Annotated in this window: 23 protein-coding genes; 15 read left to right on the top strand and 8 right to left on the bottom strand. The window is 57.3% G+C overall.

Annotated elements, in window-relative coordinates; genetic code table 11:
- Positions 1-103: 103 nt before the first annotated feature.
- The gene (gene dnaG / locus GCE01_RS13045) at positions 104-1,942 is read right to left on the bottom strand and encodes a DNA primase (protein WP_099213209.1); all 1,839 of its coding nucleotides are present in this window, start codon (positions 1,940-1,942) and stop codon (positions 104-106) included.
- Positions 1,943-2,275: 333 nt separating this feature from the next.
- Between dnaG and GCE01_RS13040 the strand changes: the two genes are divergently transcribed.
- The 7 genes from GCE01_RS13040 to GCE01_RS13010 all read left to right on the top strand — a co-directional run bounded on the left by GCE01_RS13040 (position 2,276) and on the right by GCE01_RS13010 (position 9,357).
- A complete protein-coding gene (locus GCE01_RS13040) occupies positions 2,276-3,496 on the top strand; it encodes an NAD(P) transhydrogenase subunit alpha (RefSeq protein ID WP_099213208.1) in 1,221 nt (406 codons plus the stop codon).
- Complete coding sequence (locus GCE01_RS13035) at positions 3,493-3,813, top strand: NAD(P) transhydrogenase subunit alpha (protein ID WP_007282792.1); 321 nt, start codon at positions 3,493-3,495, stop codon at positions 3,811-3,813. The genes GCE01_RS13040 and GCE01_RS13035 overlap by 4 nt, the downstream gene beginning before the upstream one ends.
- A complete protein-coding gene (locus tag GCE01_RS13030; RefSeq protein ID WP_046901232.1) occupies positions 3,810-5,231 on the top strand; it encodes an NAD(P)(+) transhydrogenase (Re/Si-specific) subunit beta in 1,422 nt (473 codons plus the stop codon). The genes GCE01_RS13035 and GCE01_RS13030 overlap by 4 nt, the downstream gene beginning before the upstream one ends.
- A gap of 23 nt (positions 5,232-5,254) precedes the next feature.
- Positions 5,255-6,283, top strand: coding sequence for an alcohol dehydrogenase AdhP (gene adhP / locus GCE01_RS13025; protein WP_099213207.1), 1,029 nt, complete (start codon positions 5,255-5,257; stop codon positions 6,281-6,283).
- A gap of 34 nt (positions 6,284-6,317) precedes the next feature.
- Positions 6,318-7,301, top strand: coding sequence for a zinc-dependent alcohol dehydrogenase family protein (locus GCE01_RS13020; RefSeq protein WP_099213206.1), 984 nt, complete (start codon positions 6,318-6,320; stop codon positions 7,299-7,301).
- 86 nt (positions 7,302-7,387) lie between these two features.
- The gene (locus tag GCE01_RS13015; RefSeq protein ID WP_099213205.1) at positions 7,388-8,416 is read left to right on the top strand and encodes a retropepsin-like aspartic protease; all 1,029 of its coding nucleotides are present in this window, start codon (positions 7,388-7,390) and stop codon (positions 8,414-8,416) included.
- Between the two features lie 50 nt (positions 8,417-8,466).
- A complete protein-coding gene (locus GCE01_RS13010) occupies positions 8,467-9,357 on the top strand; it encodes an alpha/beta fold hydrolase (RefSeq protein ID WP_099213204.1) in 891 nt (296 codons plus the stop codon).
- A gap of 9 nt (positions 9,358-9,366) precedes the next feature.
- On the opposite strand, the gene GCE01_RS13005 is transcribed toward GCE01_RS13010, so the two are convergent.
- Both GCE01_RS13005 and GCE01_RS13000 read right to left on the bottom strand, forming a co-directional pair.
- On the bottom strand, positions 9,367-10,323 hold the full coding sequence (locus GCE01_RS13005; protein WP_099213203.1) for a cation diffusion facilitator family transporter: 957 nt from the start codon (positions 10,321-10,323) through the stop codon (positions 9,367-9,369).
- A 149-nt stretch (positions 10,324-10,472) separates the two neighbouring features.
- Positions 10,473-10,928, bottom strand: a complete 456-nt coding sequence (locus GCE01_RS13000; RefSeq protein ID WP_046901226.1) for a GatB/YqeY domain-containing protein — start codon at positions 10,926-10,928, stop codon at positions 10,473-10,475.
- 242 nt (positions 10,929-11,170) lie between these two features.
- On the opposite strand from GCE01_RS13000, the gene carA reads away from it, so the two are divergent.
- Both carA and carB read left to right on the top strand, forming a co-directional pair.
- A complete protein-coding gene (carA, locus tag GCE01_RS12995; protein ID WP_099213202.1) occupies positions 11,171-12,532 on the top strand; it encodes a glutamine-hydrolyzing carbamoyl-phosphate synthase small subunit in 1,362 nt (453 codons plus the stop codon).
- 3 nt (positions 12,533-12,535) lie between these two features.
- Positions 12,536-15,790: a carbamoyl-phosphate synthase large subunit gene (gene carB, locus GCE01_RS12990; protein WP_099213201.1), complete on the top strand. Its 3,255-nt coding sequence runs from the start codon at positions 12,536-12,538 to the stop codon at positions 15,788-15,790.
- Between the two features lie 52 nt (positions 15,791-15,842).
- Here the strand turns inward: carB and GCE01_RS12985 are convergent, their stop codons facing one another.
- Together GCE01_RS12985 and GCE01_RS12980 are read right to left on the bottom strand one after the other, a co-directional pair.
- Positions 15,843-16,049, bottom strand: a complete 207-nt coding sequence (locus tag GCE01_RS12985; protein ID WP_099213200.1) for a helix-turn-helix domain-containing protein — start codon at positions 16,047-16,049, stop codon at positions 15,843-15,845.
- Positions 16,049-16,594 (bottom strand): hypothetical protein, encoded by a 546-nt coding sequence (locus GCE01_RS12980; protein WP_099213199.1) that lies wholly within the window; start codon positions 16,592-16,594, stop codon positions 16,049-16,051. The genes GCE01_RS12985 and GCE01_RS12980 overlap by 1 nt, the downstream gene beginning before the upstream one ends.
- A gap of 178 nt (positions 16,595-16,772) precedes the next feature.
- Here GCE01_RS12980 and greA point away from each other — a divergent pair, with 178 nt between their 5' ends.
- Both greA and GCE01_RS12970 read left to right on the top strand, forming a co-directional pair.
- Positions 16,773-17,246 carry a transcription elongation factor GreA gene (greA, locus tag GCE01_RS12975; RefSeq protein ID WP_086632975.1) on the top strand — a complete coding sequence of 158 codons (474 nt, stop codon included), beginning with the start codon at positions 16,773-16,775 and terminating at the stop codon, positions 17,244-17,246.
- Complete coding sequence (locus GCE01_RS12970; protein ID WP_086632974.1) at positions 17,246-18,472, top strand: threonine ammonia-lyase; 1,227 nt, start codon at positions 17,246-17,248, stop codon at positions 18,470-18,472. The genes greA and GCE01_RS12970 overlap by 1 nt, the downstream gene beginning before the upstream one ends.
- Positions 18,473-18,544: 72 nt before the next feature.
- Here the strand turns inward: GCE01_RS12970 and GCE01_RS12965 are convergent, their stop codons facing one another.
- From GCE01_RS12965 to msrB, 3 genes are all read right to left on the bottom strand, one after another.
- Positions 18,545-18,832: a DUF1330 domain-containing protein gene (locus GCE01_RS12965; RefSeq protein ID WP_099213198.1), complete on the bottom strand. Its 288-nt coding sequence runs from the start codon at positions 18,830-18,832 to the stop codon at positions 18,545-18,547.
- A gap of 95 nt (positions 18,833-18,927) precedes the next feature.
- Positions 18,928-19,566: a uracil phosphoribosyltransferase gene (gene upp / locus GCE01_RS12960; protein ID WP_064275018.1), complete on the bottom strand. Its 639-nt coding sequence runs from the start codon at positions 19,564-19,566 to the stop codon at positions 18,928-18,930.
- Entirely contained in the window at positions 19,563-19,982 is a 420-nt protein-coding gene (msrB, locus tag GCE01_RS12955) for a peptide-methionine (R)-S-oxide reductase MsrB (protein ID WP_086632972.1), read from the bottom strand. Before msrB ends, upp begins: the two co-directional genes overlap by 4 nt.
- Positions 19,983-20,129: 147 nt before the next feature.
- On the opposite strand from msrB, the gene GCE01_RS12950 reads away from it, so the two are divergent.
- From GCE01_RS12950 to GCE01_RS12935, 4 genes are all read left to right on the top strand, one after another.
- Positions 20,130-20,321 carry a CsbD family protein gene (locus tag GCE01_RS12950; protein ID WP_046901216.1) on the top strand — a complete coding sequence of 64 codons (192 nt, stop codon included), beginning with the start codon at positions 20,130-20,132 and terminating at the stop codon, positions 20,319-20,321.
- Between the two features lie 123 nt (positions 20,322-20,444).
- The gene (gpmI, locus tag GCE01_RS12945; RefSeq protein WP_099213197.1) at positions 20,445-21,983 is read left to right on the top strand and encodes a 2,3-bisphosphoglycerate-independent phosphoglycerate mutase; all 1,539 of its coding nucleotides are present in this window, start codon (positions 20,445-20,447) and stop codon (positions 21,981-21,983) included.
- On the top strand, positions 21,970-23,259 hold the full coding sequence (locus GCE01_RS12940) for a murein hydrolase activator EnvC family protein (protein WP_099213196.1): 1,290 nt from the start codon (positions 21,970-21,972) through the stop codon (positions 23,257-23,259). The genes gpmI and GCE01_RS12940 overlap by 14 nt, the downstream gene beginning before the upstream one ends.
- A gap of 125 nt (positions 23,260-23,384) precedes the next feature.
- Complete coding sequence (locus GCE01_RS12935; RefSeq protein ID WP_099213195.1) at positions 23,385-24,851, top strand: S41 family peptidase; 1,467 nt, start codon at positions 23,385-23,387, stop codon at positions 24,849-24,851.
- The last annotated feature ends 1 nt before the right edge of the window (position 24,852 follow it).

Raw genomic sequence — 24,852 nt, 5'->3', positions numbered from 1 at the left:
CAATTCGGCAGCGTGCAGGTGGTCGATCCTGAGCCGTAAGTCAAGGTTTAGACGAAAAAGAAAGCAACTTCAGGGCAATAAAAAACGTTAGCCCCGGCCTTTTTCACCCTTCTTCTTCAACATCCTCACCTCGCCGCAGCGCTTCCAGAACCCTCATCCGCGCCAGCAGGCTTTCCGGAAAAGATGAGTCTCCGCCCCCTCCACCAGAATAGACCTGCATGATGGTTGCCTGAATGTCATTGGCCACTTCGCGCTCGAAATTGCGAAAATTTACAAGCCCGTAAAAGTGCCACCAGCTCTCCACAACATCGATCTTGAGAACTTCATCTCTATCTTTTCCGAGCCCCACTTCTCGAGGCATCGGACTTTCTGTCACGGCCGCCACGATATCCGTCAGCCCATGAGCCTCGATCCAGCGATGGCAGTTCTCTTCCGTCAGATCCTCGTCCTGACAACTCCAGTCCAAAAGGGCGGAGCGAATCCGATCCAGATCCACCGGGAGAGCCAGACTGCTATAGGCCTGCTCTACCTCCGGAAGGATATCCGGATAACGCAGCAGCATCGCTGTCAGAATGTTGAGACGCTCCACACTCCCCTGCTCGATATGCCGCATCTCGCCAGGGGCCTGCGTTGAAAGAGGAAGCGGTGCCCCTTTCTTCTGGAACGGCTTTTTGCTTCCACCACCGCGCCTGAATCGCGCGAAAAACATATCCAGAAACGTACTGCGATACTCAGACGCAAGTGCCCGATCCGGGATCAGCTTTGACAGAGCAACAAGCTTCTCACGCAACGCCGCCCGCTGATCGGGACCGGGATCAACCATTCCCCCTGTCATCAACCCGAACAATTCAGTCGCCAGAGACGTCGCCCCAGACAGGGCTTCCTTCATGGCCGCAACGCCGCGTGTACGGATCAGACTGTCTGGGTCATCTTTAGGGTCCAGGCGGCAGAACCTGAGCGTTCGTTCGGGAGACAGCAGCGAAAGCGCGACTTCACAGACCCGCAAAGCGGCGCGCGCTCCTGCCGCATCACCATCCAGACACAGGATCGGAGAGGGCGTCATGCGCCACAGCAGATCAAGCTGCTCTTCGCCCAGTGCAGTCCCCAACGGCGCCACAGCACCACCAAAGCCTGCCTGGTCCAGAGCAATGACGTCCATATACCCTTCAACCACAACAAGCTCAGCGCCCTTGTGGACAGCCTCACGCGCCAGATCGAGGTTGTAGAGTGTGCGCCGCTTGGAGAAGAGCGCCGTTTCCGGACCATTGAGATATTTTGGTTGCCCGTCCCCCAGGGTGCGCGCGCCAAAAGAAATCAGCTTGCCGCGGCGATCCCGGATCGGAAACGTCACGCGATTAAAAAACAGTTCCCCTTTGGGCTGTCCCCGGTCATCCACGCGCAAAATACCCGCCTGAACCAGCATTTCAGGCGTCACATCATGGGCGCGCAATTCTTCAACCAAATGCCGCCCATCGCCAGACCACCCCAGACCAAACCGTTCGATAGTCGCGTCACTCAGTCCGCGCCCACGCAGATAAGCGAGCCCCTCCCGTCCTTCCGGAAGGAAGAGTCGACGCCGGTAACTGGCCTGAACGAGGGACAGAACATCGCCAAGAGATTTGACCTCCCGCGCACGCGCCTCACTCCGTGGGTCCTGCTTCGGAACTTCAAGGCCTGCCTCAGCGGCTAGTTGCTCAACAGCCTCAGGAAAACTCCGACCGTCGCTCTGCATGACAAAGGAGATCGCATCACCATGCGCGCCACAGCCAAAGCAATGAAAATGATCATCATAAACGTAGAAAGACGGAGTCTTTTCCCCGTGGAAAGGACAGCATGTTTTCCAGTTACGACCGGAGCGAACCAGCTTGTTGCGACGCCCGATCAGGGAGGCCAGCGGCGTTCGATTGCGGAGTTCGTCCAGAAAGGCGGCGTCGAATGCCATCGGGCAGCAGGAGCCTTTCAATCAGTTCCGTCGGAAGAGATGGCTCTTACAAGCCTGAGACAAGAAAATCCACTCTGGCTCGAACAGCGGGCACTCAAAGAAAAACAGAAAGGTTACTGGCCGTTTCCGAAACAATCGTAGCCGTTTTCCTGATCTGGAAACGATTACAATATGACAACTAAAAGAAATTTTTTTCTTTTGACACCCATCAATGGAAGAGGCGCAAATATAGCGTCAATATGGCAGTCGAACGAGGTGCAGGCCCCTGCATCCCTTTAGTGGGGTGGATGAGTCGCGCCTTCACAAAAGATTAAAGACGCAGGATCTCAACCTATGACCGTAAAAATCACGGTACTAAAAGAACAGGACGAAGGCGGTGAACGTCGCGTCGCCCTGATCCCGCAGGTTGTCGAGCGCCTCAGCAGCCTCGGCGTCTCTTTCGCGATGGAAAACGGGGCCGGTGTCGCCTCTTCCTATCCGGATGAAACCTATAAAGACGTAACCCTTTCAACAGACCGGAAGGCTCTCCTCGGCGATGCGGATATTGTCCTCGCCGTTCAGCCTCCCACCATTGAAACCGTTCAGGCCATGAAGCCCGGCGCCGTTCTGGTGTCTTTCATTTACGGCCGAAACCACCCTGATCTGGTCAAGGCCCTTCGGGACCAGAAAGTCACCTGCTTCGCCATGGAGCTGGTTCCCCGCATTTCCCGCGCACAGGCCATGGACGCCCTGTCCAGTCAGGCCACCCTTGCCGGCTATTACGCCGTTCTGCTCGGGTCCGTGCATATGACCAAGATCCTTCCCATGATGACCACGGCCGTCGGCTCCCTGCGGGCCGCACAGGTTCTGGTCATGGGGCTTGGCGTCGCTGGCCTTCAGGCTCTCGCAACGGCCAAGCGTCTTGGTGCCGTCACGGAAGGCTATGACGTCCGCCCCGAAACACGCGAAGAGGCACAGTCTCTGGGTGCCAAATTCGTCGATACCGGCGTGGATGGCACCGGCAAGGGCGGTTATGCCCGAGAACTGACAGACGAAGAAAAACAGACGGTCCGCAAGGTCATCAGCGACCACATCGCACGGGCTGACCTGATCGTCACGACAGCAGCCGTCCCCGGCAAAAAGGCTCCTCGCCTGATTGATGCCGAGCAGATCAAGGCCATGAAGCCTGGCTCCGTCATCATCGACCTCGGTGCAGAAGGTGGCGGCAACTGTGAAGGTACACAGGCTGGCCAGACGGTACAGGTTGGCCCGACCACAATCGTTGGTCCGATCAATGTTCCGTCCATGCTCGCCCTTCAGGCCAGCGAACTTTATTCCAAAAACATCATGCATCTGCTCCAACAGATCCTGACCAAGGACGGTCAGATCCAGCTGGATTTCACGGATGAAGTCATTTCCGGCACCGCCCTCACTCATGATGGCTACATCACGAACGAAGGCATCCGCACGGCCGTCGATCCGAATTCCCCGGCGCCGCCCGCACCGCAACCCCCTGCCCCGGCTGCCACCCCCGCCGCACCGGCACAGGCTTCAGGACAGGAGGCCGCACGATGATCACCGCAATGACCTTCATCATCGCGCTCTACATCTTCATGCTCGCGGCTTTCACGGGCTACGAGGTCATCAGCCGCGTGCCCTCTATCCTGCACACACCGCTGATGTCCGGCTCGAACTTCGTACACGGTATCGTGGTCGTGGGGGCGCTGACAGCCCTGTTCAACGCCTCTTCCGTGCTCGAACAGGTTGTCGGTTTCCTCGGCGTCATGATGGGCGCTGGTAACGTTGTCGGCGGTTACGTCGTGACAGACCGTATGCTGGCCATGTTCAAGCCCAGTGACAAAGCGGCTCCGCAGAAGGGAGCGCAGAAATGATCCTCCTCGAATATATCGTCGCTATCAGCGCTCTTATCGCCTCCGGCCTGCTGGTCTACGGCCTCAAGCGCATGTCCTCTCCCGTTACGGCCGTTTCCGGCATTGTGACGGCGGGTTGGGGTATGCTGTTCGTTACCGCAGCCAGCTTCCTCGGCATTTTCAGTGTTTCTGAAGCCGCAAAGCCGCATCTGGTCGTCAACGTCATTCTGGCCATCCTCGCCCTTGTCATCGGCGGTGGCTGGGCTGGCTGGAAAGGCCGCAGCGTTGCCATGACGGCCATGCCGCAGATGGTCGCCCTCTTCAACGGCATGGGTGGCGGTGCGGCCGCGGCTGTGTCCGTCATTGCCCTGACCGGCCCGAAAGAGACAGGCATCGTTCCGCTTCTCGTCACTGTCGCTGGTGGCCTGATCGGCAGCATGTCCCTGTCGGGTTCCATCATTGCCTGGGCCAAGCTCGATGGCCGGATGAACAAGCCGATCCGCTTCGGCGGCCAGCGTATCGTTAATGCTGCCGTCTTTATGCTCACCGTCCTGCTCGGCATCATGGCAGCCTTCCTGTACCATCAGGATGGCGGCGGTATCGCCACCCTGCTGTTCTTCATCGGCGCCCTGCTGGCTGGCATCTGCATGACGATCCCCATCGGCGGTGCTGACATGCCGGTCGTGATCTCGCTGTACAACGCCTTCACGGGTCTGGCTGTCGGTCTCGAAGGCTATGTCATGGCCGATCCGGCTCTGATGATCGCCGGTATGGTCGTGGGTTCCGCCGGTACACTGCTGACGGTCATGATGGCCAAGGGCATGAACCGTTCGATTGCCAACGTGCTGTTCAGCAACTTCGGTGAAGCCTCCGCTTCCACGGCAACAGGTCCCGAGAAAGAAGCCAAGTCCGTCGCTCCAAGCGATGCTGCCACGACGATGCGCTATGCTTCGTCTGTCATCATCGTGCCGGGTTACGGTCTGGCCGTCGCTCAGGCTCAGGGTAAGCTTTACGATTTCGTCAAGCAGCTTCAGGCCGCAGGCGTGGACGTCAAGTTCGCCATCCATCCGGTCGCCGGTCGTATGCCGGGCCATATGAACGTGCTGCTCGCCGAAGCCGGCGTCCCATACGACATGATCTATGACATGGAAGACATCAACGACAGCTTCGCTGACACGGATGTCGCCCTCATCATCGGCGCCAACGACGTGGTGAACCCATCCGCCCGGACGGACAAATCCTCCCCAATCTACGGCATGCCGATCCTGAATGCGGATCAGGCCCGTCAGGTCTTCGTCATCAAGCGTGGCATGGGCATGGGTTACTCCGCCGTTCAGAACCCGCTCTTCTTCCAGGACAACTGCGCCATGGTCTTCGGTGATGCGCAGGCCGTCCTCAGCAAGATGGTCGAAGCCGTAAAGGCTCTCGGCGCATCGTAAACCCTTCTCAAGGAGACACTCTCATGGCTGATACAATGCTAGCCGCCGTCGTCCGTGAGTTCGGGAAGCCTCTCTCTGTCGAGAGGCTTCCCATTCCCGAGATCCGGCCAAACCAGATCCTCGTGAAAGTCGATACCTGCGGCGTCTGCCACACCGACCTGCATGCCGCAGAGGGTGACTGGCCCGCAAAGCCGAACCCACCGTTCATTCCCGGCCATGAAGGCATCGGCCATATCGTGGCCGTTGGCAGTCAAGTCAGCCACGCCAAGATCGGCGACGTAGTCGGTGTACCCTGGCTCTATTCCGCCTGCGGGCACTGCGAACACTGCCTCGGCGGCTGGGAAACGCTGTGCAAAGAACAGGACGACACCGGTTACACGGTCAATGGGTGCTTCGCCGAATATGTCGTCGCAGATCCGAACTATGTCGCACATCTGCCCAGCAACATTGATGCCCTACAGGCTGCGCCCGTGCTTTGCGCTGGTCTGACCGTCTATAAGGGCCTGAAGATGACCGAGGCACGCCCCGGTCAGTGGATGGCCATTTCGGGCGTTGGCGGCTTGGGTCAGATGGCCGTTCAATATGCGGTCGCCATGGGCATGAATGTCGTGGCTGTCGATATTGACGACGACAAGCTCGCCACAGCTACAGAGCTTGGCGCGGCTCTGACCGTCAATGCCAAGGACAAGGACCCGGCAGCCTTCATCCAGCAGGAAGTTGGCGGCGCGCACGGTGCACTGGTTACGGCTGTGGGCCGCACGGCCTTCTCGCAGGCCATGGGTTATGCCCGTCGTGGCGGCACGATTGTTCTGAACGGCCTGCCACCCGGAGACTTCCCGGTTTCGATCTTTGATATGGTCATGAATGGCACGACCATTCGTGGCTCCATCGTGGGCACACGGCTGGACATGATCGAAGCCATGGATTTCTTCGCCCGCGGTAAGGTCAAGTCCGTCGTCACCGCAGACAAGATCGAGAACATCAACACGATCTTCGACAATCTCAAGAACGGACGCCTTCAGGGCCGTACGGTTCTGGATTTCCGTTCCTGAGACAGGACACCTGAGACTTTAGAAAGCACACGCCATGTTTGCCATGCAGCTCCGCCAACACCACCAGCCTCTGGAATGGGTGGAGCTGCCAGACCCCGAACCCGGACCGGACGAAATCCGCATCCGCATCGGGGCCTGCGGCGTCTGCCGCACAGATCTGCATGTCGTGGACGGCGAACTCGCCAACCCCACTCTTCCCATCATTCCCGGACATGAAATTGTTGGCCGGATCGACAAGCTCGGGAGCAACGTTAAAAGCCTGAGCGTCGGGGAACGGGTCGGCATTCCTTGGCTCGGCCATACCTGTGGGCATTGCTATTACTGCACGCACGGGATGGAAAATCTCTGCGATCACCCCCTGTTCACAGGCTTCAACCGTCATGGTGGCTACGCCACCATGACGGTTGCTGATGCGCGATATGCCTTTCCCATGGGTGACAAAGGGGAAGACAAGGATCTTGCTCCCCTGCTCTGCGCTGGCCTGATCGGCTGGCGCTGTCTCAGCAAAGCTGGAGACGGCAAAAAGATCGGCCTGTATGGCTTCGGAGCCGCCGCTCATATCATCATTCAGGTACTCCGCTGGCAAGGACGCGAGGTTTATGCCTTCACATCCCCCGGAGACACAGAGAAGCAGGCATTTGCCCGCTCCCTTGGCGCCGTTTGGGTAGGCGGCTCAGACGAACTTCCCCCCGAACCGCTTGATGCCGTAATCCTGTTTGCGCCTGTCGGCGCTCTGGTTCCGGCCGGACTGAAAGCCGTCCGCAAGGGTGGAAAGGTCGTGTGTGGCGGCATCCATATGAGCCCGATCCCGTCTTTTTCCTATGATACGCTTTGGGAAGAACGTGAAATCGTCTCCGTTGCCAATCTAACCCGGCAGGACGGGTTGGATTTTCTAAAGCTGGCTCCTGAGATGGGCATCAAAGTCACGAATACGCCTTATGCCCTCAAAGAGGCCAATCAGGCTCTGGATGACCTGCGCCACGGTCGTTTTGAGGGAGCCGCTGTTCTCATTCCATAAGCGGACATGATTGCTCTACCCTCGCTCTTAACAACCCCATCGCTTAAGAAAGACATACTGTGTCACAATAAGGCGACAGGCACTTCATGCGTAAGACAGCCCTTCTCCTGATCGTCTTTCAATTCTGCGGGCATGCTCAAGCTGCACCCTGGCAGAATTGCCTTCATGGAGCGGTCTCCGTTCCACTGGAGCACTATAATGCGCCACCCTCCATGCTGGGCAGTATAGACGGATTACCTGCCCGCTTTTTCCTTGCCCCACAGGCAAGCGATACTTTTGTTTTTGCCAATCACACTGTCACGTTTTCGGGCTCAGCTCCTGAAGATGCCGGATCAGAGACAGGCGAAGCGACAGTATTCGTGAAAACGCTCTCAACCGTAAATATTGGTGCACTCATACTCAAAAATTATACTGCTTATGTGGTGGATTATTCAGTGCCCAACACTATTATTCCACCACTCCAGGTCGAACTGGGAGAGCACTTTCTCTCCCATATTTCCACCCTGATTAACCGATCTTCTCGCAACGTCACGTTCTTTCGATACGACGATGAGAAATGTCCATCGATCGGAGATTTGCTCCCCGCGCCGACAACCAAACTGCACCTCTATCAAGACGGTTATCCACTCTCGAACACGGTTCTTGTTGAACTCAACGGCCATCCAGTTCGGATGAAAATCAACCTAAGCTCCAACCGAACCCTGATCCAGCAAGATACAGCCAGAGCAATAGGCATTGCGCCTGAGCCAAACACAGATGATCCCGTCCGCATCAATGCCAGCAATACAGTTGGTGGCTATCTTCATACGTTCGACACACTGAAAATCGGTCCGTTTCTGCTGCCCCACCCGAAGATCGTCATCGCTTCCACCATTGCCTATGACGAGTTAGGCACTGATGCTCTGAACCATTTCCATATCCTGCTGGACACACCTCGTGCGGCCATCTGGCTCTCTCCCGCGTCAGACCCTTCTCTCACCAAAGAACCTCCGCTGCCGTGGACGCCCCTCCATATCCGGAAGTATCAGGCAACTGCTCATGATCAGGGCATCGCCCCGAAAGATCCCGTTCATTCCGGGAATGATATGTTGAAAACAGCCGAGCCAGATCGATAATACTATTCCGAATTAGAAACATATCATCTGACCATAAAGGCTCGGCCGCCATGAGACGACTGTCCAAAACACTTCGAACCGCCGTGCTCGCATCCACGCTCGGCGCAGCATGCATCCCCAGCCACGGCGAGGCGCAAATTCTCCCGCCCCTGCAAAGTGTCTCCGTTTATGGTCAGCAGATCCGTTTCCTGGAAGCTGGTACGGGTCCGGACCTTGTGCTGGTCCATGGCCTCGGAAGCAGCGCCACAATGGACTGGGGCAAAGTTATCCCTGAACTGTCCCGGCATTATCATGTCATCGCCATGGATCAGCTCGGCTTTGGTGCTTCGGAAAAGCCGCTGATCGCCTACGGAATTCAGACATGGGTGGACATGCTGGATGGCTTCCTGAAAGCACGCCACATCACGCATTTCATGCTTACCGGAGAATCCCTCGGCGGCTGGATTGCGGGACTTTACACAATCGAGGCGGCACAGAATTCCTCCATGGCCATGCCCGTGCGCCTCATCCTGAGCGATGCCGCTGGCCACAAGTCCCTCGTCGAACATGGTCTTCCCCTGTTCGGGCCGGTCTCATTTTCTGGCATTCGCACGGGGCTAAGATGGCTGTTTTACAACAAAGCCCTCATTACAGATGAACTGGTCCAGGCAACATTTCGAACCCGACTGGCCGAAGGTGCGCAATACACGCAGGAGAGCTTCGCCAGAAACGCCAATGCGCCGGACACCTTTCTCGATGACAGCATGAAGGCCATTCATGTTCCCACGCTCGTGATCTGGGGACAGAATGACCAGGTCATTCCACTGGCCGACGGCCACGATTTTGCTGCAAAAATTCCCGGAGCACATCTGACGGTCATTCCACAATCAGGGCATGCCCCCAGCATTGAGCGACCCGAGGCTTTTCTTAAAGCCGTCGAGCCGTTCCTAGCGGCGAAGTAGTATTCGCCATCAGGTCAGAGGGGCTGGAATCCCGTCCCTCTTGTCCTGCGCCTCAACATACATCCGCAATACAGCGGGGTATCGCGTGCGGGTTATTTTTTCCAGCATCGAAACTCCCCGCTCCACGTCTCCGGCTGAGATCGCATCATCCCAGTCCAGAGATAGCAGAACGATAATGCTCTCGGGGCCTCGGGTCTCCGTCACAACCTCATTGATCCCGACAACACCGGGCAATTTCCGCGCTTCAGCGCGCACAAAGGCATCAATTTCCGGATTGCTCTCACCCACAAGAAGAGAGCGCGTCTCGTTGGTCAGCAATGCTGCCACCACAACCAGCACGACACCAATCAGCAGAGATGCAATTCCATCCAGAACGTGCAGACCCGTCACAACGGAAAGCACGGTGAACACCAGCGCAATCACCAGACTGACCAGAGCGGCCCCATCCTCAAACAGCACGACAAACAGGCCAGGATCGGCACTCCGGCGAATCATTCTCCACAATGAAACCCCCTCACTACGTGGCAGGGATTTCACCGCAGCAACGAACCCATACCCTTCCATGCTGCCGGAAATCGCGAGAATGGCCACGTTCATCCACCATCCCGGAAAGACATGACCCAGGAGATTCACCGGCTGCATTTCCGCCGGATGCATGACCTTCTCCCAACCTTCATAAAGAGACGCGACGCCGCCACCCACAAACAGCGCGCCAGCCACAACCATCGTCCAGAAATACAGCTCGCGATGGTAGCCCAGCGGATGCTCCTTCGTTGCCGGAGCCACGGACCGCTTCATGCCCACCAACAACAGGATCTGGTTTCCGCAGTCCACAAAGGAATGAACCGTCTCAGCCAACATCGCAGCAGAGCCGGTTAGAAGGGCAGCCATGCCTTTCACGCAGGCAATGCCGAAATTGACACCCAGCGCGATGAAAACGACTTTTGTTGAACCACCAGCAGACATGAAGCCCTCATTTCCGTAAGCAAAGGCCAGATTGGGGACCTCGGATAACCTAAGTCAAACATTGCCGGCTTTCAGGGGTTCATGACCCCAACATAAAAAAGGCCGCCCTCAAGGGACGGCCCTCTTCAAGCGACGATGCCTAGCCCGCTTCAGGCAGACAGACGTGCCTTCACAAGTGCACTGGCCTTGGCCGGGTCCAGATCGGCACCAAAACGCTCTTTCAGCGCTGCCATCACCTTGCCCATGTCTTTCATGCTTTCCGCACCTACAGCAGTGGCGGCTTCATCAATGGCAGACTTCAGAGTTGCCTCATCGAGTTCTGGCGGCAGGTAGGCCTTGATCGTTGCGATCTCACCTTCTTCCTTTTCCGCCAGTTCCGGACGGCCACCCTCACGATACATCGTTGCGGATTCAGTACGGGACTTGATCATGGAGCGCAGAGCGGAAATAATCTCTGCTTCCGTCACTTCCCCGGTCTTGGCGCGAGCAGCAACTTCAAGATCCTTCAGCTTCGCCGTGATGCCACGGATCTGCGCCACCTTCTCAGACTGACCAGCCTTCATTGCTGTTTTGAGGTCATCCATGATCTGCGTGCGAAGCGACATGCGTCTTCTCCTGTTTGCGCGGGGCCTGAAAAGCCCCTGTTCAGTCAATGGCGGCAAAATCGCATAAAAGCCTCCCCCCAACAATGGAAAGCACAGCTCTTTCCAGCATCGTCACAAGGTGCAGGGAAGTTTTTTCCCATGCCATTCCACAGACACAAAAACTCATTGGGAAAAAACTTCCCATTTCCGGTTCGATCGCCTATCAGACGGGAAAATGAACGCGGAGCCAGGAACGGGCGACCATGGACATCGACAGAATCATTGAAAAAGCTGGTGGCGCGGAAGAAATCGCCGCGCTGGCTGGTGTCGGCCTTGAAGCCGTACGAAAGTGGCGTCAGTCGCGAACCGTGCCGACCAAGCACTGGCCCGCACTGCTGCGCGTTCCCGGAATCGAACTCCAGGACCTAACTTCCGCTGAAACCCCGCAAGAAAGAGAGACGGACGTGTCCAATCCCTGCCCTGCCGGCGCCAATGCCGCCCTTGTCCTTGCAGATGGCACGGTCCTGTGGGGCCGAGGCTTCGGTGCCCACACCGATGGCGCCGTCGGTGAACTCTGCTTCTCCACCGGTATGACCGGCTATCAGGAAACCCTGACAGACCCGTCTTTCGCTGGGCAGATCGTCACCTTCACCTTCCCGCATATCGGCAACGTCGGCACGAACACGGACGACAATGAAGCGCCAAAAATGGCTGCTCTTGGCGCCGTCGTGAAGGAAGACATCACCGCTCCGGCAAGCTGGCGCTCCACAGAATCCCTCGACGGATGGCTGAAGCAACACGGCCGCGCTGGCATAAGTGGCGTCGACACCCGTGCAGTTACCCGTTCCCTGCGCGACAATGGCCCACAGACCGCCATCCTTGCCTTCCCGGCGAATGGTCGGATCGACACGGACAGCCTGCTGAACCGCGCCCGCCAGTGGCCCGGCCTTGAAGGCATGGATCTCGCCAAAGAGGTCACGCAGCCAAAGCGCGTCTGGACCGATGGCGTGTGGGAAAGCACCCGCCCGGCCCGTACCGAGAACCGCCGCCGCGTGGTCGCCATGGATTATGGCGCCAAGGACAACATCCTGCGCTGCCTCGTGACCGCTGGTTGTGACGTCACGGTTCTGCCGGCGACGGCAACGGCCGAGGAAATCTTGGAACTGAAGCCCGAAGGCGTGTTCCTCTCCAATGGCCCGGGCGACCCGGCAGCTACTGGCACGTATGCCGTACCAGCCATCAAGAGCGTTCTGGACGCCAACGTGCCTGTTTTCGGCATCTGCCTTGGGCACCAGCTTCTCGCACAGGCCCTCGGCGGAACGACCTACAAGCTGGATCGCGGCCATCGCGGTGCCAACCAGCCGGTCAAGGACATTGAGAGCGGCCGCGTGGAAATCACCAGCCAGAACCATGGCTTCGCCGTGGATGAGAAGTCGCTGCCCGCTGATGTGAAGGTAACGCATGTGAGCCTGTTTGACGGCTCCAACGAAGGCATCGCCTCCACCACGAAGGACGCCTTCTCCGTCCAGTACCATCCCGAGGCCAGCCCTGGCCCGTCTGACAGTTTCTATCTTTTCGAGCGTTTCGTCGCGGTCATGGACCGTCGCGCTAAAGCAGGAGCCTGAGCCATGCCAAAACGGACAGACATCAAGTCCATCCTGATCATCGGCGCAGGCCCGATCGTTATCGGACAGGCCTGTGAGTTCGATTACTCCGGCGCACAGGCCTGCAAGGCCCTGCGTGAGGAAGGCTATCGCGTCATCCTCATCAACTCCAACCCAGCCACAATCATGACTGATCCGGGCTTGGCGGACGCGACCTATATCGAACCGATCACGCCGGAATTCGTCGAGCGCATCATCCTCAAGGAAAAGCCCGACGCCGTTCTGCCGACCATGGGTGGCCAGACAGCCCTGAACGCCGCCATGGCGCTCGACAAGTCCGGCTTCCTCAAGAAACACAACGTGGAACTGATCGGCGCAGACGCAGAGGTCATCGACCGTGCGGAGGATCGCCAGAAGTTCCGCGAAGCCATGGACGAAATCGGGATCGAAAGCCCCCGCAGCACCATCGCCCATACGCTGGAAGAAGCCCGTGCAGCTCTGGGTGACGTCGGCCTCCCCGCCATTATTCGCCCGTCCTTCACCATGGGCGGCGCGGGTGGCGGCATCGCGTATAATCGCGAAGAGTTCGACCAGATCGTTGCAGGCGGCCTTGATGCCTCTCCCACAACGGAAGTGCTCATCGAAGAGTCCGTCCTCGGCTGGAAAGAGTACGAGATGGAAGTTGTCCGCGACACCGCGGATAACTGCATCATCATCTGCTCCATCGAAAACATCGACCCGATGGGCGTGCACACCGGTGACTCCATCACCGTCGCCCCGGCCCTGACGCTGACCGATAAAGAATATCAACGCATGCGGGACGCCTCGATCGCGTGCCTACGCAAGATCGGCGTCGAGACCGGTGGCTCCAACGTGCAGTTTGGCGTTAATCCTGCCGATGGCCGTCTGGTCGTCATCGAGATGAACCCGCGCGTTTCCCGTTCCTCCGCGCTTGCCTCAAAGGCCACCGGCTTCCCGATCGCCAAGATCGCCGCCAAGCTGGCCGTTGGTTACACGCTGGACGAACTCAAGAACGACATCACAAAGACGACCCCGGCATCTTTCGAGCCGACGATCGACTATGTTGTGGCCAAGATCCCCCGCTTCACGTTTGAGAAGTTCCCAGGCTCCCCGGCCCTGCTTTCCACGTCCATGAAGTCGGTCGGCGAAGCCATGTCCGTGGGCCGCTCTTTTGCCGAGGCGATCCAGAAGGGCTTCCGCTCCATGGAGACGGGCCTGATGGGTCTGGACCCGGTTGAAGCACCCGGCGATGGTTCAAAAGACGCCTATCTGGCTGCTCTTGCAGAACCACGCCCGGAACGCATTCTGATGGCCACGCAAGCCTTGCGCGCGGGCCTGACGGTCGAAGAGATCCAACAGGCCTGCAAGTTCGAGCCTTGGTTCCTGCGCCAGCTTGAAGACATCGTGTCTTCTGAGCGGGACGTGGAAAAGAACGGCCTGCCAAAAGACGCCTACGGCATGCGCCGCCTGAAAGCCCAAGGCTTCTCTGACGCCCAGCTTGCCCGCCTGTCAGGCCAGACCATTCCGGACGTCGCAGCGCAGCGCGAAGCTCTTGAAGTCGTGCCCGTCTATCGCCGCATCGATACCTGTGCCGCAGAGTTCGCTTCTGACACTCCGTATCTTTATTCCACCTATGAAGGCGGATATGGCACGCCGGAATGCGAAAGCCGCCCGACTAACCGCGACAAGATCATCATTCTGGGTGGCGGACCGAACCGGATTGGTCAGGGCATCGAGTTCGATTACTGCTGCGTTCATGCCGCTTACGCCCTGCGTGAAGCCGGTTTTGAAACAGTCATGGTCAACTGCAACCCGGAAACCGTTTCCACCGATTACGACACGTCCGACCGTCTGTACTTCGAACCTCTCACTGCGGAAGACGTCATTGCCCTGATCCGCACGGAAGCGAAGGGTGGCAAGGTTCTGGGCTGCATCGTTCAGTACGGTGGCCAGACCCCTCTCAAGCTGTCCCGTGCTCTTGAAGAGGCAGGCATTCCGCTGCTCGGCACCCCGGCTGACGCTATTGATCGCGCGGAAGACCGTGAACGCTTCCAGACCATGCTGCGCAAGCTGGGCCTTCGTCAACCACGTAACGGCATTGCCCGCAATCCGGCAGAAGCCGAGAAAGTGGCCGAAGAGGTCGGATATCCGGTCGTTGCCCGTCCGTCCTACGTTCTGGGCGGCCGCGCCATGGAAATCGTCTATGATAACGCAGGTCTGAAGCATTACCTGAATACGGTTCTGCGCGCTGCCGGCCCTGAAGTCTCTACCGGTCCGGTCCTGCTCGATCATTACCTGAACGATGCCATTGAAGCCGATGTGGACTGCATTTCGGACGGCGAAAACGTCTATGTCGCCGGCGTCATGGAACACATTGAGGAAGCTGGTATCCATTCCGGTGACTCTGCCTGCTCCCTACCGCCCTACACGCTGTCTCCGGCACTGGTGACAGAACTTCGAGCGCAGACAGAAGCCATGGCTCGTGAGCTTGGCATCCGCGGCCTGATGAACGTGCAGTACGCCATCAAGGACCAGGAAGTTTTCGTGCTGGAAGTGAACCCCCGCGCGTCTCGCACGGTGCCGTTTGTTGCCAAGGCAACAGGCGTTCCGGTTGCCAAGATCGGCGCTCGTGTGATGGCTGGCGCGCGTCTGTCCGAGTTCCGTCTGGATGGCGGGGCGGTCTCCCCGCACGTTGCGGTCAAGGAAGCCGTCTTCCCATTCCATCGCTTTGCAAACGCAGACACGATCCTCGGTCCGGAAATGCGCTCCACGGGTGAAGTCATGGGGCTGGATTCCAGCTTCGAGCGTGCTTTTGCGAAGTCTCAGCTTGCTGCTGGCGTAAAACTGCCACTGGCTGGAACGGTCTTCCTGTCCGTTCGTGACAGCGACAAGGGACATGTTCAGCCGCTAGCCCGCAAACTGGTTGAAATGGGGTTCACCGTTCTTGCAACCAGCGGAACAGCTTCACGCCTGGAAGCGGCTAACATTCCGGTCAAGCGCGTGAACAAGGTCATGCAGGGCCGTCCGAACTGCGTGGATGCTATCCGCTCGGGTGACGTTCAGATGGTCATCAACACCTCACAGGGCGGCCAAGCCGCACGTGACAGCTACGATATCCGTCGCGGCGCTCTGACCATGGGCATCCCGCACTACACCACGATTGCCGGTGCCCGCGCGGCAACCTACGCCATCGCGGTTCTTAAGGAAGGTGACCTCGGCGTCGCTCCGCTTCAGTCCTACTTCAAGGGCGAGTTCTAAGCCCTACCAGCAGAAAGGCCCGCCAGATTGCTCTGGCGGGCCTTTTTTGTATTCAATCGCTGGAATAGCGCAAAAGATCTCCCGGCTGACACTCCAGCACATGGCAGAGCGCCTCAAGCGTGGAAAACCGGATTGCCTTTGCCTTACCAGTCTTGAGAATTGAAAGATTGGCGAGAGTCAGGCCAACCTTCTCTGACAGCTCCGTAAGAGACATCCCGCGCTCTTTCAGCAGTGCATCCAGACTGACCTGAACCGGCATTAAATGACCTCATCCATTTCGGACTGAAGCTGGGTTCCTAAATCAAAAAGCCACACGACAGCAAACAGGATGATCGCTTCAGGCACGTCTGACAGGAACTCAAAAAAGTATCCAAACCAATTCGCAAAGCTCAACCCTGGCAAATTACAAACGTCATGGATGTAATTCGTTAAAGGAATAAGAAAATCATAAACAAACCCGAGAAATAAAATTTTATATGCTCTTTTCACATTCTCTTTTGTAAAAATTTTTCCCTGCATCAAACTCACTAAAATTTCGGACAAAATTCTGAATATTACTTCCAAACAGGAGTATACTATTACCACTTCGGCAATAAGTATAAAACTCCAGCATATATCTTCTTTCGTGTATCCAAGAGAGTTTTCCAAAGGGAAATGGTCAAAAACTACAATAAAAATGATACCGAACGTAATCAGCCCGAAAAAGCCAATGGGAAGCCACAGGAGAAGACGGAACAGCTTGAGCAGGGTCAGTGCATATTCGATTTTTGTCTCTGTCCTGCCCTTACGCGTACCTGCAATCATTCCTACCTATCCTGACAATGAATTTATCGTTTTTCAATAATATATTTCATTTCGTTTCGCTAGAGAATTTATTGCTTTTCGATAAACAAAAACGCGCCACCTTGCATAAACCCCCCTAAAATCCTATGTTGTCAGGCTGTTCATTCAATTTCAGTCACGCTTTTCCGAGGATTTCAGAGTGCAGAAGATCCCCATGACCGCAAAGGGACTGCAGCGTCTTGAAGACGAACTGCGTACCCTCAAGAGCGTTGACCGCCCTGCAGTCATTCGTGCCATCGCAGAAGCCCGCGAACATGGCGACCTTTCCGAAAACGCCGAATATCACGCCGCCCGAGACCGTCAGTCTTTCATCGAAGGTCGCGTACTTGAGCTGGAAAGCATTGTTTCCTCGGCAGAAGTTATTGATCCTTCGACCCTAACCGGCACGAAAGTACGTTTCGGCGCGCATATCGAAGTCGTTGACGAAGAGACGGACAAGGAAAACGCCTATCAGATCGTTGGCGTTCATGAAGCCGACATCAAGCAGGGCCTGATTTCAATCTCGTCTCCTCTGGCGAAGGCACTGATTGGCAAAGATGTGGGCGACACCATCTCCGTTCCCGCTCCCGGCGGTGATCGCAGCTACGAGATCCTGAAAGTCACATACCGCTAATGTCTGACGTCCTGACGTCCGTCGCCCCTGTTGTGACCCTCCTGGACATTGAAAACGCTCAGAAGCGTATTGCGTCCACGGTCGTTCGCACGCCGACGATTGCCTGCCCGGCCCTTTCCCGCCTGACAGGTGCCGAAATTACGCTCAAGCTTGAAAATCTTCAGGCTATCGGCTCGTTCAAGGAACGGGGAGCAGCCAACAAAATGGCGCTCCTGACGCCCGAGGAACGCGCCCGCGGCGTTATTACAGTCTCGGCAGGCAATCACGCACAGGGTGTAGCGCGTCAGGCCAGCCTCCTTGGCATTGATGCCACGATCGTCATGCCCCGCTTCACGCCAGCAACCAAAGTTGCAGCGACCCAGGCATGGGGAGCAAATGTTGTCCTCGCAGGCGACGATTTTGCTTCTGCATGCGTCACGGCGGAAGAAATTCAGAATAAAGAAGGCCGGGTCCTCGTCCATCCGTTCAATGACCCTGCCGTCATTGCAGGTCAGGGGACTGCTGCACTCGAACTTCTCGAAGATGCACCCGACATTGATACGGTCGTTGTCCCTGTCGGCGGTGGTGGCCTGATCGGTGGTTTTGCAACCGTCATGGCTGCACTTCGCCCCGATGTGGAAATCATTGGCGTGCAGGTCGAGGCTTATGCCTCTCTAGCCGCATTTCCCACAGAAGGTGGCGCCACTCTCGGCGGCTCGACAATTGCTGAAGGCATTGCCGTGACGCAGTTGGGCGATCATTGCCTCAGAGCATTTCGTCACCGGATTTCCAAAATTCTCGTGGTCAACGAACTTCAGGTCGAAAGCGCCATCACGACGCTGGCGGAAAAAGCCAAGCAGGTCTGCGAAGGCGCTGGCGCGACTGGTCTGGCTGCTGTTCTGGCCAACCCTGAGATGTTCAAGGGCCGCAAGGTTGCCCTTCCCTTGTCGGGTGGCAACATCAATGCCCGTATTCTGGCCAATACGATCCTTCGATCCCTTCTCCGGGACGGAAGAATTCTTCGCCTGATCTTCCAAATTCCCGACCGCCCCGGAATGCTGGCTGACATTTCCGCGCGTATTGGCAACTACGGTGGAAACATCATCGAAGTGTCCCATCATCGCCTTTTTGCCTCGCCGTCAGTTCAGACAGCCGAGCTGGTTGTGATGATCGAAGCCCGTGACACTCAGCACGCCACGCAGATCGAAACCGATCTTGCCCGTCATTACATCGTTCGACGGGACTGAAACTGCACGCATTGTGTTCGACCTGGTCTTCCAGCGTCGAACACAATGCAACTGCAACCTAATTTCCGAAATTCAGACGCCTTCTACAATCACCACGTTGTAAGAAGCGGCCTTCCAGCGATGCTTCGCGACAGTTTGATAGGCTGGGCTGTCATACCAGGCCCGGGCAGCAGCAATATCCGGAAATTCGACAATAACGACACCATCCGGCTCGATACCTTCAAGCTTTTCCTGCTTTCCGTAGGCAGCAAGAATTTTGGCCGGATGCCCCTTGAAGGTCTCGCCAACACCATTTGAATAAGCCTCAAATTCGGCTGGGTCGGTCAATTTGTCACGAATGAAAATAGCGTAAGCGGTCATGGTACTTCATCTCCTGAACGGGGGTGATGCATAACCGGCCACAAAACGGCGGGATGTTCAGCACACAAGCGCGTGTGCTGAACATTTGAGGCTTTTTAGCGCGTCCCGAAAAGACGATCGCCAGCATCGCCCAGACCGGGGACGATATATCCGTGTTCATCAAGCTTCTGATCAACACAACACGTTACGATCTGCACATCGGGATGCAGCTTCGTCATGTAATCAATGCCTTCTGGAGCCGCGAGCAGACAGGCGAAAACAGGTGAAATCGCACCCGCTTCCTTGACGCGCGCTACAGCCGCCGCAGCGGAATGTCCCGTGGCAAGCATCGGGTCCAGAACAATACATGTCCGCCCCGGAACGTCGCTTGGCATATTGAAATAATATTCGCTGACTTCCAGCGTTTCATGGTCGCGGCGCAGACCAATATGTCCCACACGCGCAGACGGAACCAGATCCAGCATTCCGTCCAGAAGGCCGTTTCCTGCGCGCAGAATGGAGACGAAGCATAGCTTCTTGCCGTCCAGTTCCTCACCTTCCATTGGCCCGCTCGGGGCTTCAATATGGCGAGACGCCAGAGAAAGCCCGCGCGTCGCTTCGTATGCCAGAAGCAGACTGAGCTCACGGGTCAGCCGACGAAAGCCTGCTGTAGATGTATTCTTATCACGCAGACGGGTCAGCTTGTGGCGCACCAGCGGGTGGTCGAGAACGATAGGCGGCAGCGCCTGACTCATGCTTTTTCTCCTTCGGCCGGGCGAAAATCGAGTGCCAGACCGTTCATGCAATACCGTAACCCTGTGGGCGGTGGCCCATCAGGAAAAACATGCCCCAGATGCCCGTGACAACCCGCACAGTGCACTTCCGTCCGAACCATTCCGTGGCTGACGTCCTGCGTCGTCCCGACACCGTTTTCCAAAGGCGCGAAAAAAGACGGCCAGCCACTTCCGCTCTCGTATTTCGTGGCGGATGAAAAAAGTTCACGCCCACATCCTGCGCAGGCATAAATTCCCGCTCGCTTTTCATCATTCAGCGGGCTGGAACCGGGATATTCGGTGCCATGCTCGAGCAGGATACGGCGCTGTTCCGGCGTAAGGCCGACGCCACACCCCCCGCCATTGGTTCCCGAAACGGGACCGCAGCTTTGGGTCATGGTCAATCTCCAGAAAATCTGAGGTTTTCAGTCTTGGATATATGGAAGCCGCACGCCGCTTTGTCACGCATATCTGAGCGCAAGATATGAAACTTCCTGCCTCACCAGCCGTTTATGTTCGGCAACCCTGTTTCAGGAGGTAATGTCATGAGCTCCATTGAAGACAAGATCAAAGGCGCCACCAACAAGGTCGTCGGCAAGATCAAGGAAGAAGTTGGTCGCGTCACCGACGATGAAAAGCTTGAAGGTGAAGGCGTTGTCCAAAATCTGAAGGGACAGGCCCAGACCGCCAAGGGTGACGTCAAGGACGCCGTCAAAGGCGGCATCGACAAGATCTGACGCTCACGCGACTGTCATGTCACCTGCAACGCCCGCCATCTGGCGGGCGTTCGCATTCTGGAGGAGAAGTGGCATAATGCCCGACAGTCTTTTCCTCCTTAATGCGAGACAGGAAGTCCAATCATGTCCCATACCGCTTCTTCTGCACGCCGCCCCGTCATGCTTGTCATTCTGGACGGGTTCGGCTGGCGTGAAGAAAACTCCGATAACGCGGTAAGACTGGCAAACACCCCAACGTTTGACGGACTTTGGGCGAATAACCCGCATGCTTTTCTTAAAACATGCGGAGAAGATGTCGGGCTTCCTGAAGGCCAGATGGGAAACTCCGAAGTCGGCCACCTGAATATTGGTGCAGGCCGCGTCGTAATGCAGGAACTGCCTCGCATTTCCCGCAGTGCTCGTGACGGCTCACTCGCCGAAAATACAGCCCTCAAAGAATATATTCATGCACTGAAGGTTTCAGGCGGAACCTGCCATCTGATGGGTCTCGTCTCGCCCGGTGGCGTTCATGCACACCAAGACCATATTCTGGCTCTCGCAAAAATCGTCAGCGCAGCAGGAGTGCCCGTCGCTCTACACATTTTCAGCGACGGCCGTGACACTCCCCCACGCTCCGGCGAGGAATTCATTTCAGCCCTCCTTCGAGATCTGCCAGAGACCGTACAGATTGCCACGATCAGTGGCCGCTACTACGCCATGGACCGCGATCGCCGTTGGGAGCGCGTCAAGCTGGCCGTGGATGCGATCCGTGATGGTCAAGGCCCTCATGCAGATAACGCCCTCTCTGTACTCGAAGCCAGTTACGCGGAGGACAAGGGAGACGAATTCGTCCTTCCAACCATACTCGGACAGTATGGTGGCATGAAAGACGGCGACGGCATTCTCTCCTGTAATTTCCGTGCCGATCGTATCCGTCAGTTGCTGGACGTTCTCGTGGCGCCGGACTTTGATGGATACGACAGCGGGCACCGCATCAAGTTTGCCGCCATTACCGGCATGACGCGTTACTCGGATCACTTGTCGCCTTACATGACAGTTCTGTTCCCAAAAATTCCTTTGGAAGATCTTCTGGGTGAGGTCGTGGCCAAGTCTAACAAGACTCAGCTTCGTATGGCCGAAACTGAGAAATTCCCTCACGTCACCTACTTCCTTAACGGCGGTCGTGAAGTTCAGCTTCCGGGCGAAGAGCGCATTCTCGTGCCGTCTCCTAAGGTCGCCACCTACGACCTGCAACCAGAAATGTCCGCTCCTGAGCTGACAGATCGTGCCGTAGAAGCCATTGATTCCGGCCGCTTCGACATGATCATTCTGAACTTCGCAAACCCGGATATGGTTGGCCACACAGGCTCCCTGCCCGCTGCCATCAAGGCCTGCGAAACCGTAGATCAGGGGCTGGGCCGCATTAATGACGCACTTGTCCGCGCAGGTGGCACACTGATCGTCACCGCCGATCACGGAAACTGCGAAACCATGCGCGACCCGGAGACGGGCGGCGTCCATACGGCCCACACCCTCAACGTCGTTCCGGTCATTCTGGCCCATGCTGACGGCAAAACGATTCACGACGGACGTCTGGCAGACCTGGCCCCGACGCTTCTGGCACTTCTGGGTCTTGCTCAGCCCCCAGCGATGACAGGCGTCTCCCTGCTTGAAAACGCCTGACCCAGCCGTCGTTCTGCCACTGGTTTTGGCGTTCTCGCCATTGCTGGTGGCCGCGACTGCGTCCACGCCTCATGGGCATCATACCACTGCCCACGCCCACCCGACGCATGCCCTGAGCGCGGGACAACAAGCACTGGCCCGAGCTCAGGCTGCCCGGAAAGCGCTTGAGACACAGCAGGCTCAGGAAGCCGCCACACTCCGTGCCAGACAGGCTGCCGCGGTTACCGCACAGCAAAAGGCCCTGCAGGATAGCGCGCGCAAAGATGCATTGGCCGCTCAGACCCATACGGCCCAGACCGTGGTACAGACGACACGTTCCCGTATCGCGGCTTTGAATACCGAAATTGCAGATCTCACCAGTCGGCAAGCAACCGTGCGGCAGGATATCGCCCACGAAAACCAAGCGCTCCAACCGCTCCTGCCCGTTGCAGCGAGACTCTCGATAGCGCCCGATGCTGCTCTGCTAGCCTCCCCGACGACTGCAACTGAGAGCATTACCGCACTTTCCATTTTAGGAGGTTTCTCCCGCCTAACCCAGCAGCGGGCTGCAAACCTGCAAGCGAAGGAAGATGAGCTTCAGGAAATCGGGGCCACTCTGGAAGCCCGCCAGAAAGAGCTCGATGGCCTCCTTCAGTCACAGACTCATCAACGTGATATCGCGGCCGCCAGAACCCGGATTGCGGCCAAGCAGGAAAACGTGTCGGACCAGGCTGCACGCCGTGCGAAATCCGCAGTTGCCGAAGCCATGAAGGCGTCAGCGGACCTTTCCGCAGAAATCGACGCAATCGCCCGGCAGGAAGCTCAGGCCAAAGCAACACTGGAAGCCGAAGCCCGTGCGCTCGCAAAGAGCCATCAGATGGAACAGGCGCGCAAAGCCCGTGCTCAGGTCAAAGCTCTTTCCGCCGGGAATGGTGTTTCTTCCGGGAGCGGCCATGCACCTGTCACCGGGCGTATTGCGGTCCGGTGGGGACAGGATACGGAAGCCGGTCCGTCAACAGGCATCACCTATGCCGCTGTGCCTTCTGCATCCGTTCAAGCTCCGTGCAGTGGCCGAATCGTCTTTTCTGGTCCGTTCCGCTCTTTTGGACAGATGTTGATTCTGGATTGCGGACAGAATTACCGCTTTGTTCTCTCTGGTCTGGGCTCACTGGGTGTATCCAGCGGGCAAAGTGTCAGGAAAGCTGCCGCACTTGGGCAAATGCCGTCTGCTGAGGGGCTGCTCTTTGTCCAGTTGCGCCACGGCGCCCAGATTGTCAGCCCTGCTCCGTTTCTGTGACCCTGTTTTCTGACAGGGCAGGACACTGTAAGATCACGTCTTAACATTTCGGCAACCCGTTTCGCGCTAGTTCACACACTGCAAGAGACGCCGGAAGCACGCCCGTTCCCGAGGATGGAGATCACATGAAGTTCCGTACTGGCCTGTTGCTGGGCACCGCCTTTCTGGCCGGACTGGCTGTCGGACCGGGCGCACTGCGTCTCGTCGGGTCCGCTGGCAGTTTCCCCACCGCCGCCATCGCTCGCGACGTCTCTCACGACAACAGCGCTGAAACCGTTCGCCTCCTGACCCTGCTCGGCACGGTCATGGATGTCGTGAAAGCCGAATACGTCCATCCCGTGACGGACAAAGATCTCATCAACAATGCCCTGGACGGTATGGTTGGTGAACTCGATCCCCACTCGTCTTACATGACCGCCGCCCAGTTCAAGGACATGCAGACCGAGATTTCCGGCAAGTTCGGCGGTCTGGGCCTTCAGGTTCAGGCTGAATCCGGCCATGTGCGTGTTGTGTCTCCAATTGATGGCACGCCCGCCGCACGGGCTGGTATCCAGACTGGTGATTTCATCACGATGGTGGATCACAAAAGCATTGATGGCCTGACGCTCGATCAAGCTGTTCGCAAGATGCGCGGCGATCCGGGAACGTCCATCAGCCTGACGGTGGTTCGCCCGAAAACGGGCAAGACACTCACGTTCGACATGAAGCGCGAAATCGTTCACGTCCAGATCGTAAGATCCGCTCTGTACGGCAGCACTGCCTATATTCGCCTGACAGAGTTCGACGATGATCTCGAAGGCGCAATGCATGCCGCTTTTGACAAGCTGAAAGCTGAAGCTGCCAAGAGTCCAGCCCACAAGCTGACAGGTATCATCCTTGATCTGCGGTCCAATCCGGGGGGCAAGCTCGATCAGGCTATTGCCGTCTCTGATGACTTCATCAAGGAGGGAGAAATCGTCTCCATCCGCGGGCGGCATGCTGAAAACAACCAGCGCTGGGATGCGCGCGGCACGGACATCACAAATGGCCTCCCGATTGTCGTTCTGACCAATGGTGGCTCTGCGTCTGCCAGTGAAATCGTGGCCGGAGCACTGAAAGACCATCGTCGGGCTGTCATTCTGGGTGAAAAGACGTTTGGCAAGGGGTCTGTCCAAACGCTGATTCCTATTGGGGATCAGGGTGCCGTTCGCCTGACAACGGCGCGTTATTACACGCCATCTGGCCGCTCCATTCAGGGACTGGGCATCACGCCTGACATCCCCGTTGCGGAAACCAAGGACGATGACGCCTATGGTTATCGGGAAGCGGACCTGTCCCACATTCTGACCAATGTTGGTGGAAACCGGACAGCAGAAACGCCTCGGACTGACCTGCCCCCGATCTCAAAGTCTATTCCGAAAGCTCCGCCGGCAGACTGGCCGAAATTTGATCTGACCAAACCTGCAACGGACTTCCAGCTGCAGCAGGCCATCAAGGTCGTGAACGCCATGGCTGGAATTTCCAATCCTGCACCGGCTGTAGAGCAGGCCACGGAAGTCAAAGCGCCTCCAGCAGACAAAAAGGCCGCCCCTGCACCGGCGCCGACGCACTAAC

Source organism: Gluconobacter cerinus (assembly GCF_002723935.1).
Lineage (GTDB): Bacteria > Pseudomonadota > Alphaproteobacteria > Acetobacterales > Acetobacteraceae > Gluconobacter > Gluconobacter cerinus.
Note: the sequence above shows the minus strand (reverse complement) of the source record. Positions and strands in the feature narration are given on the sequence as shown.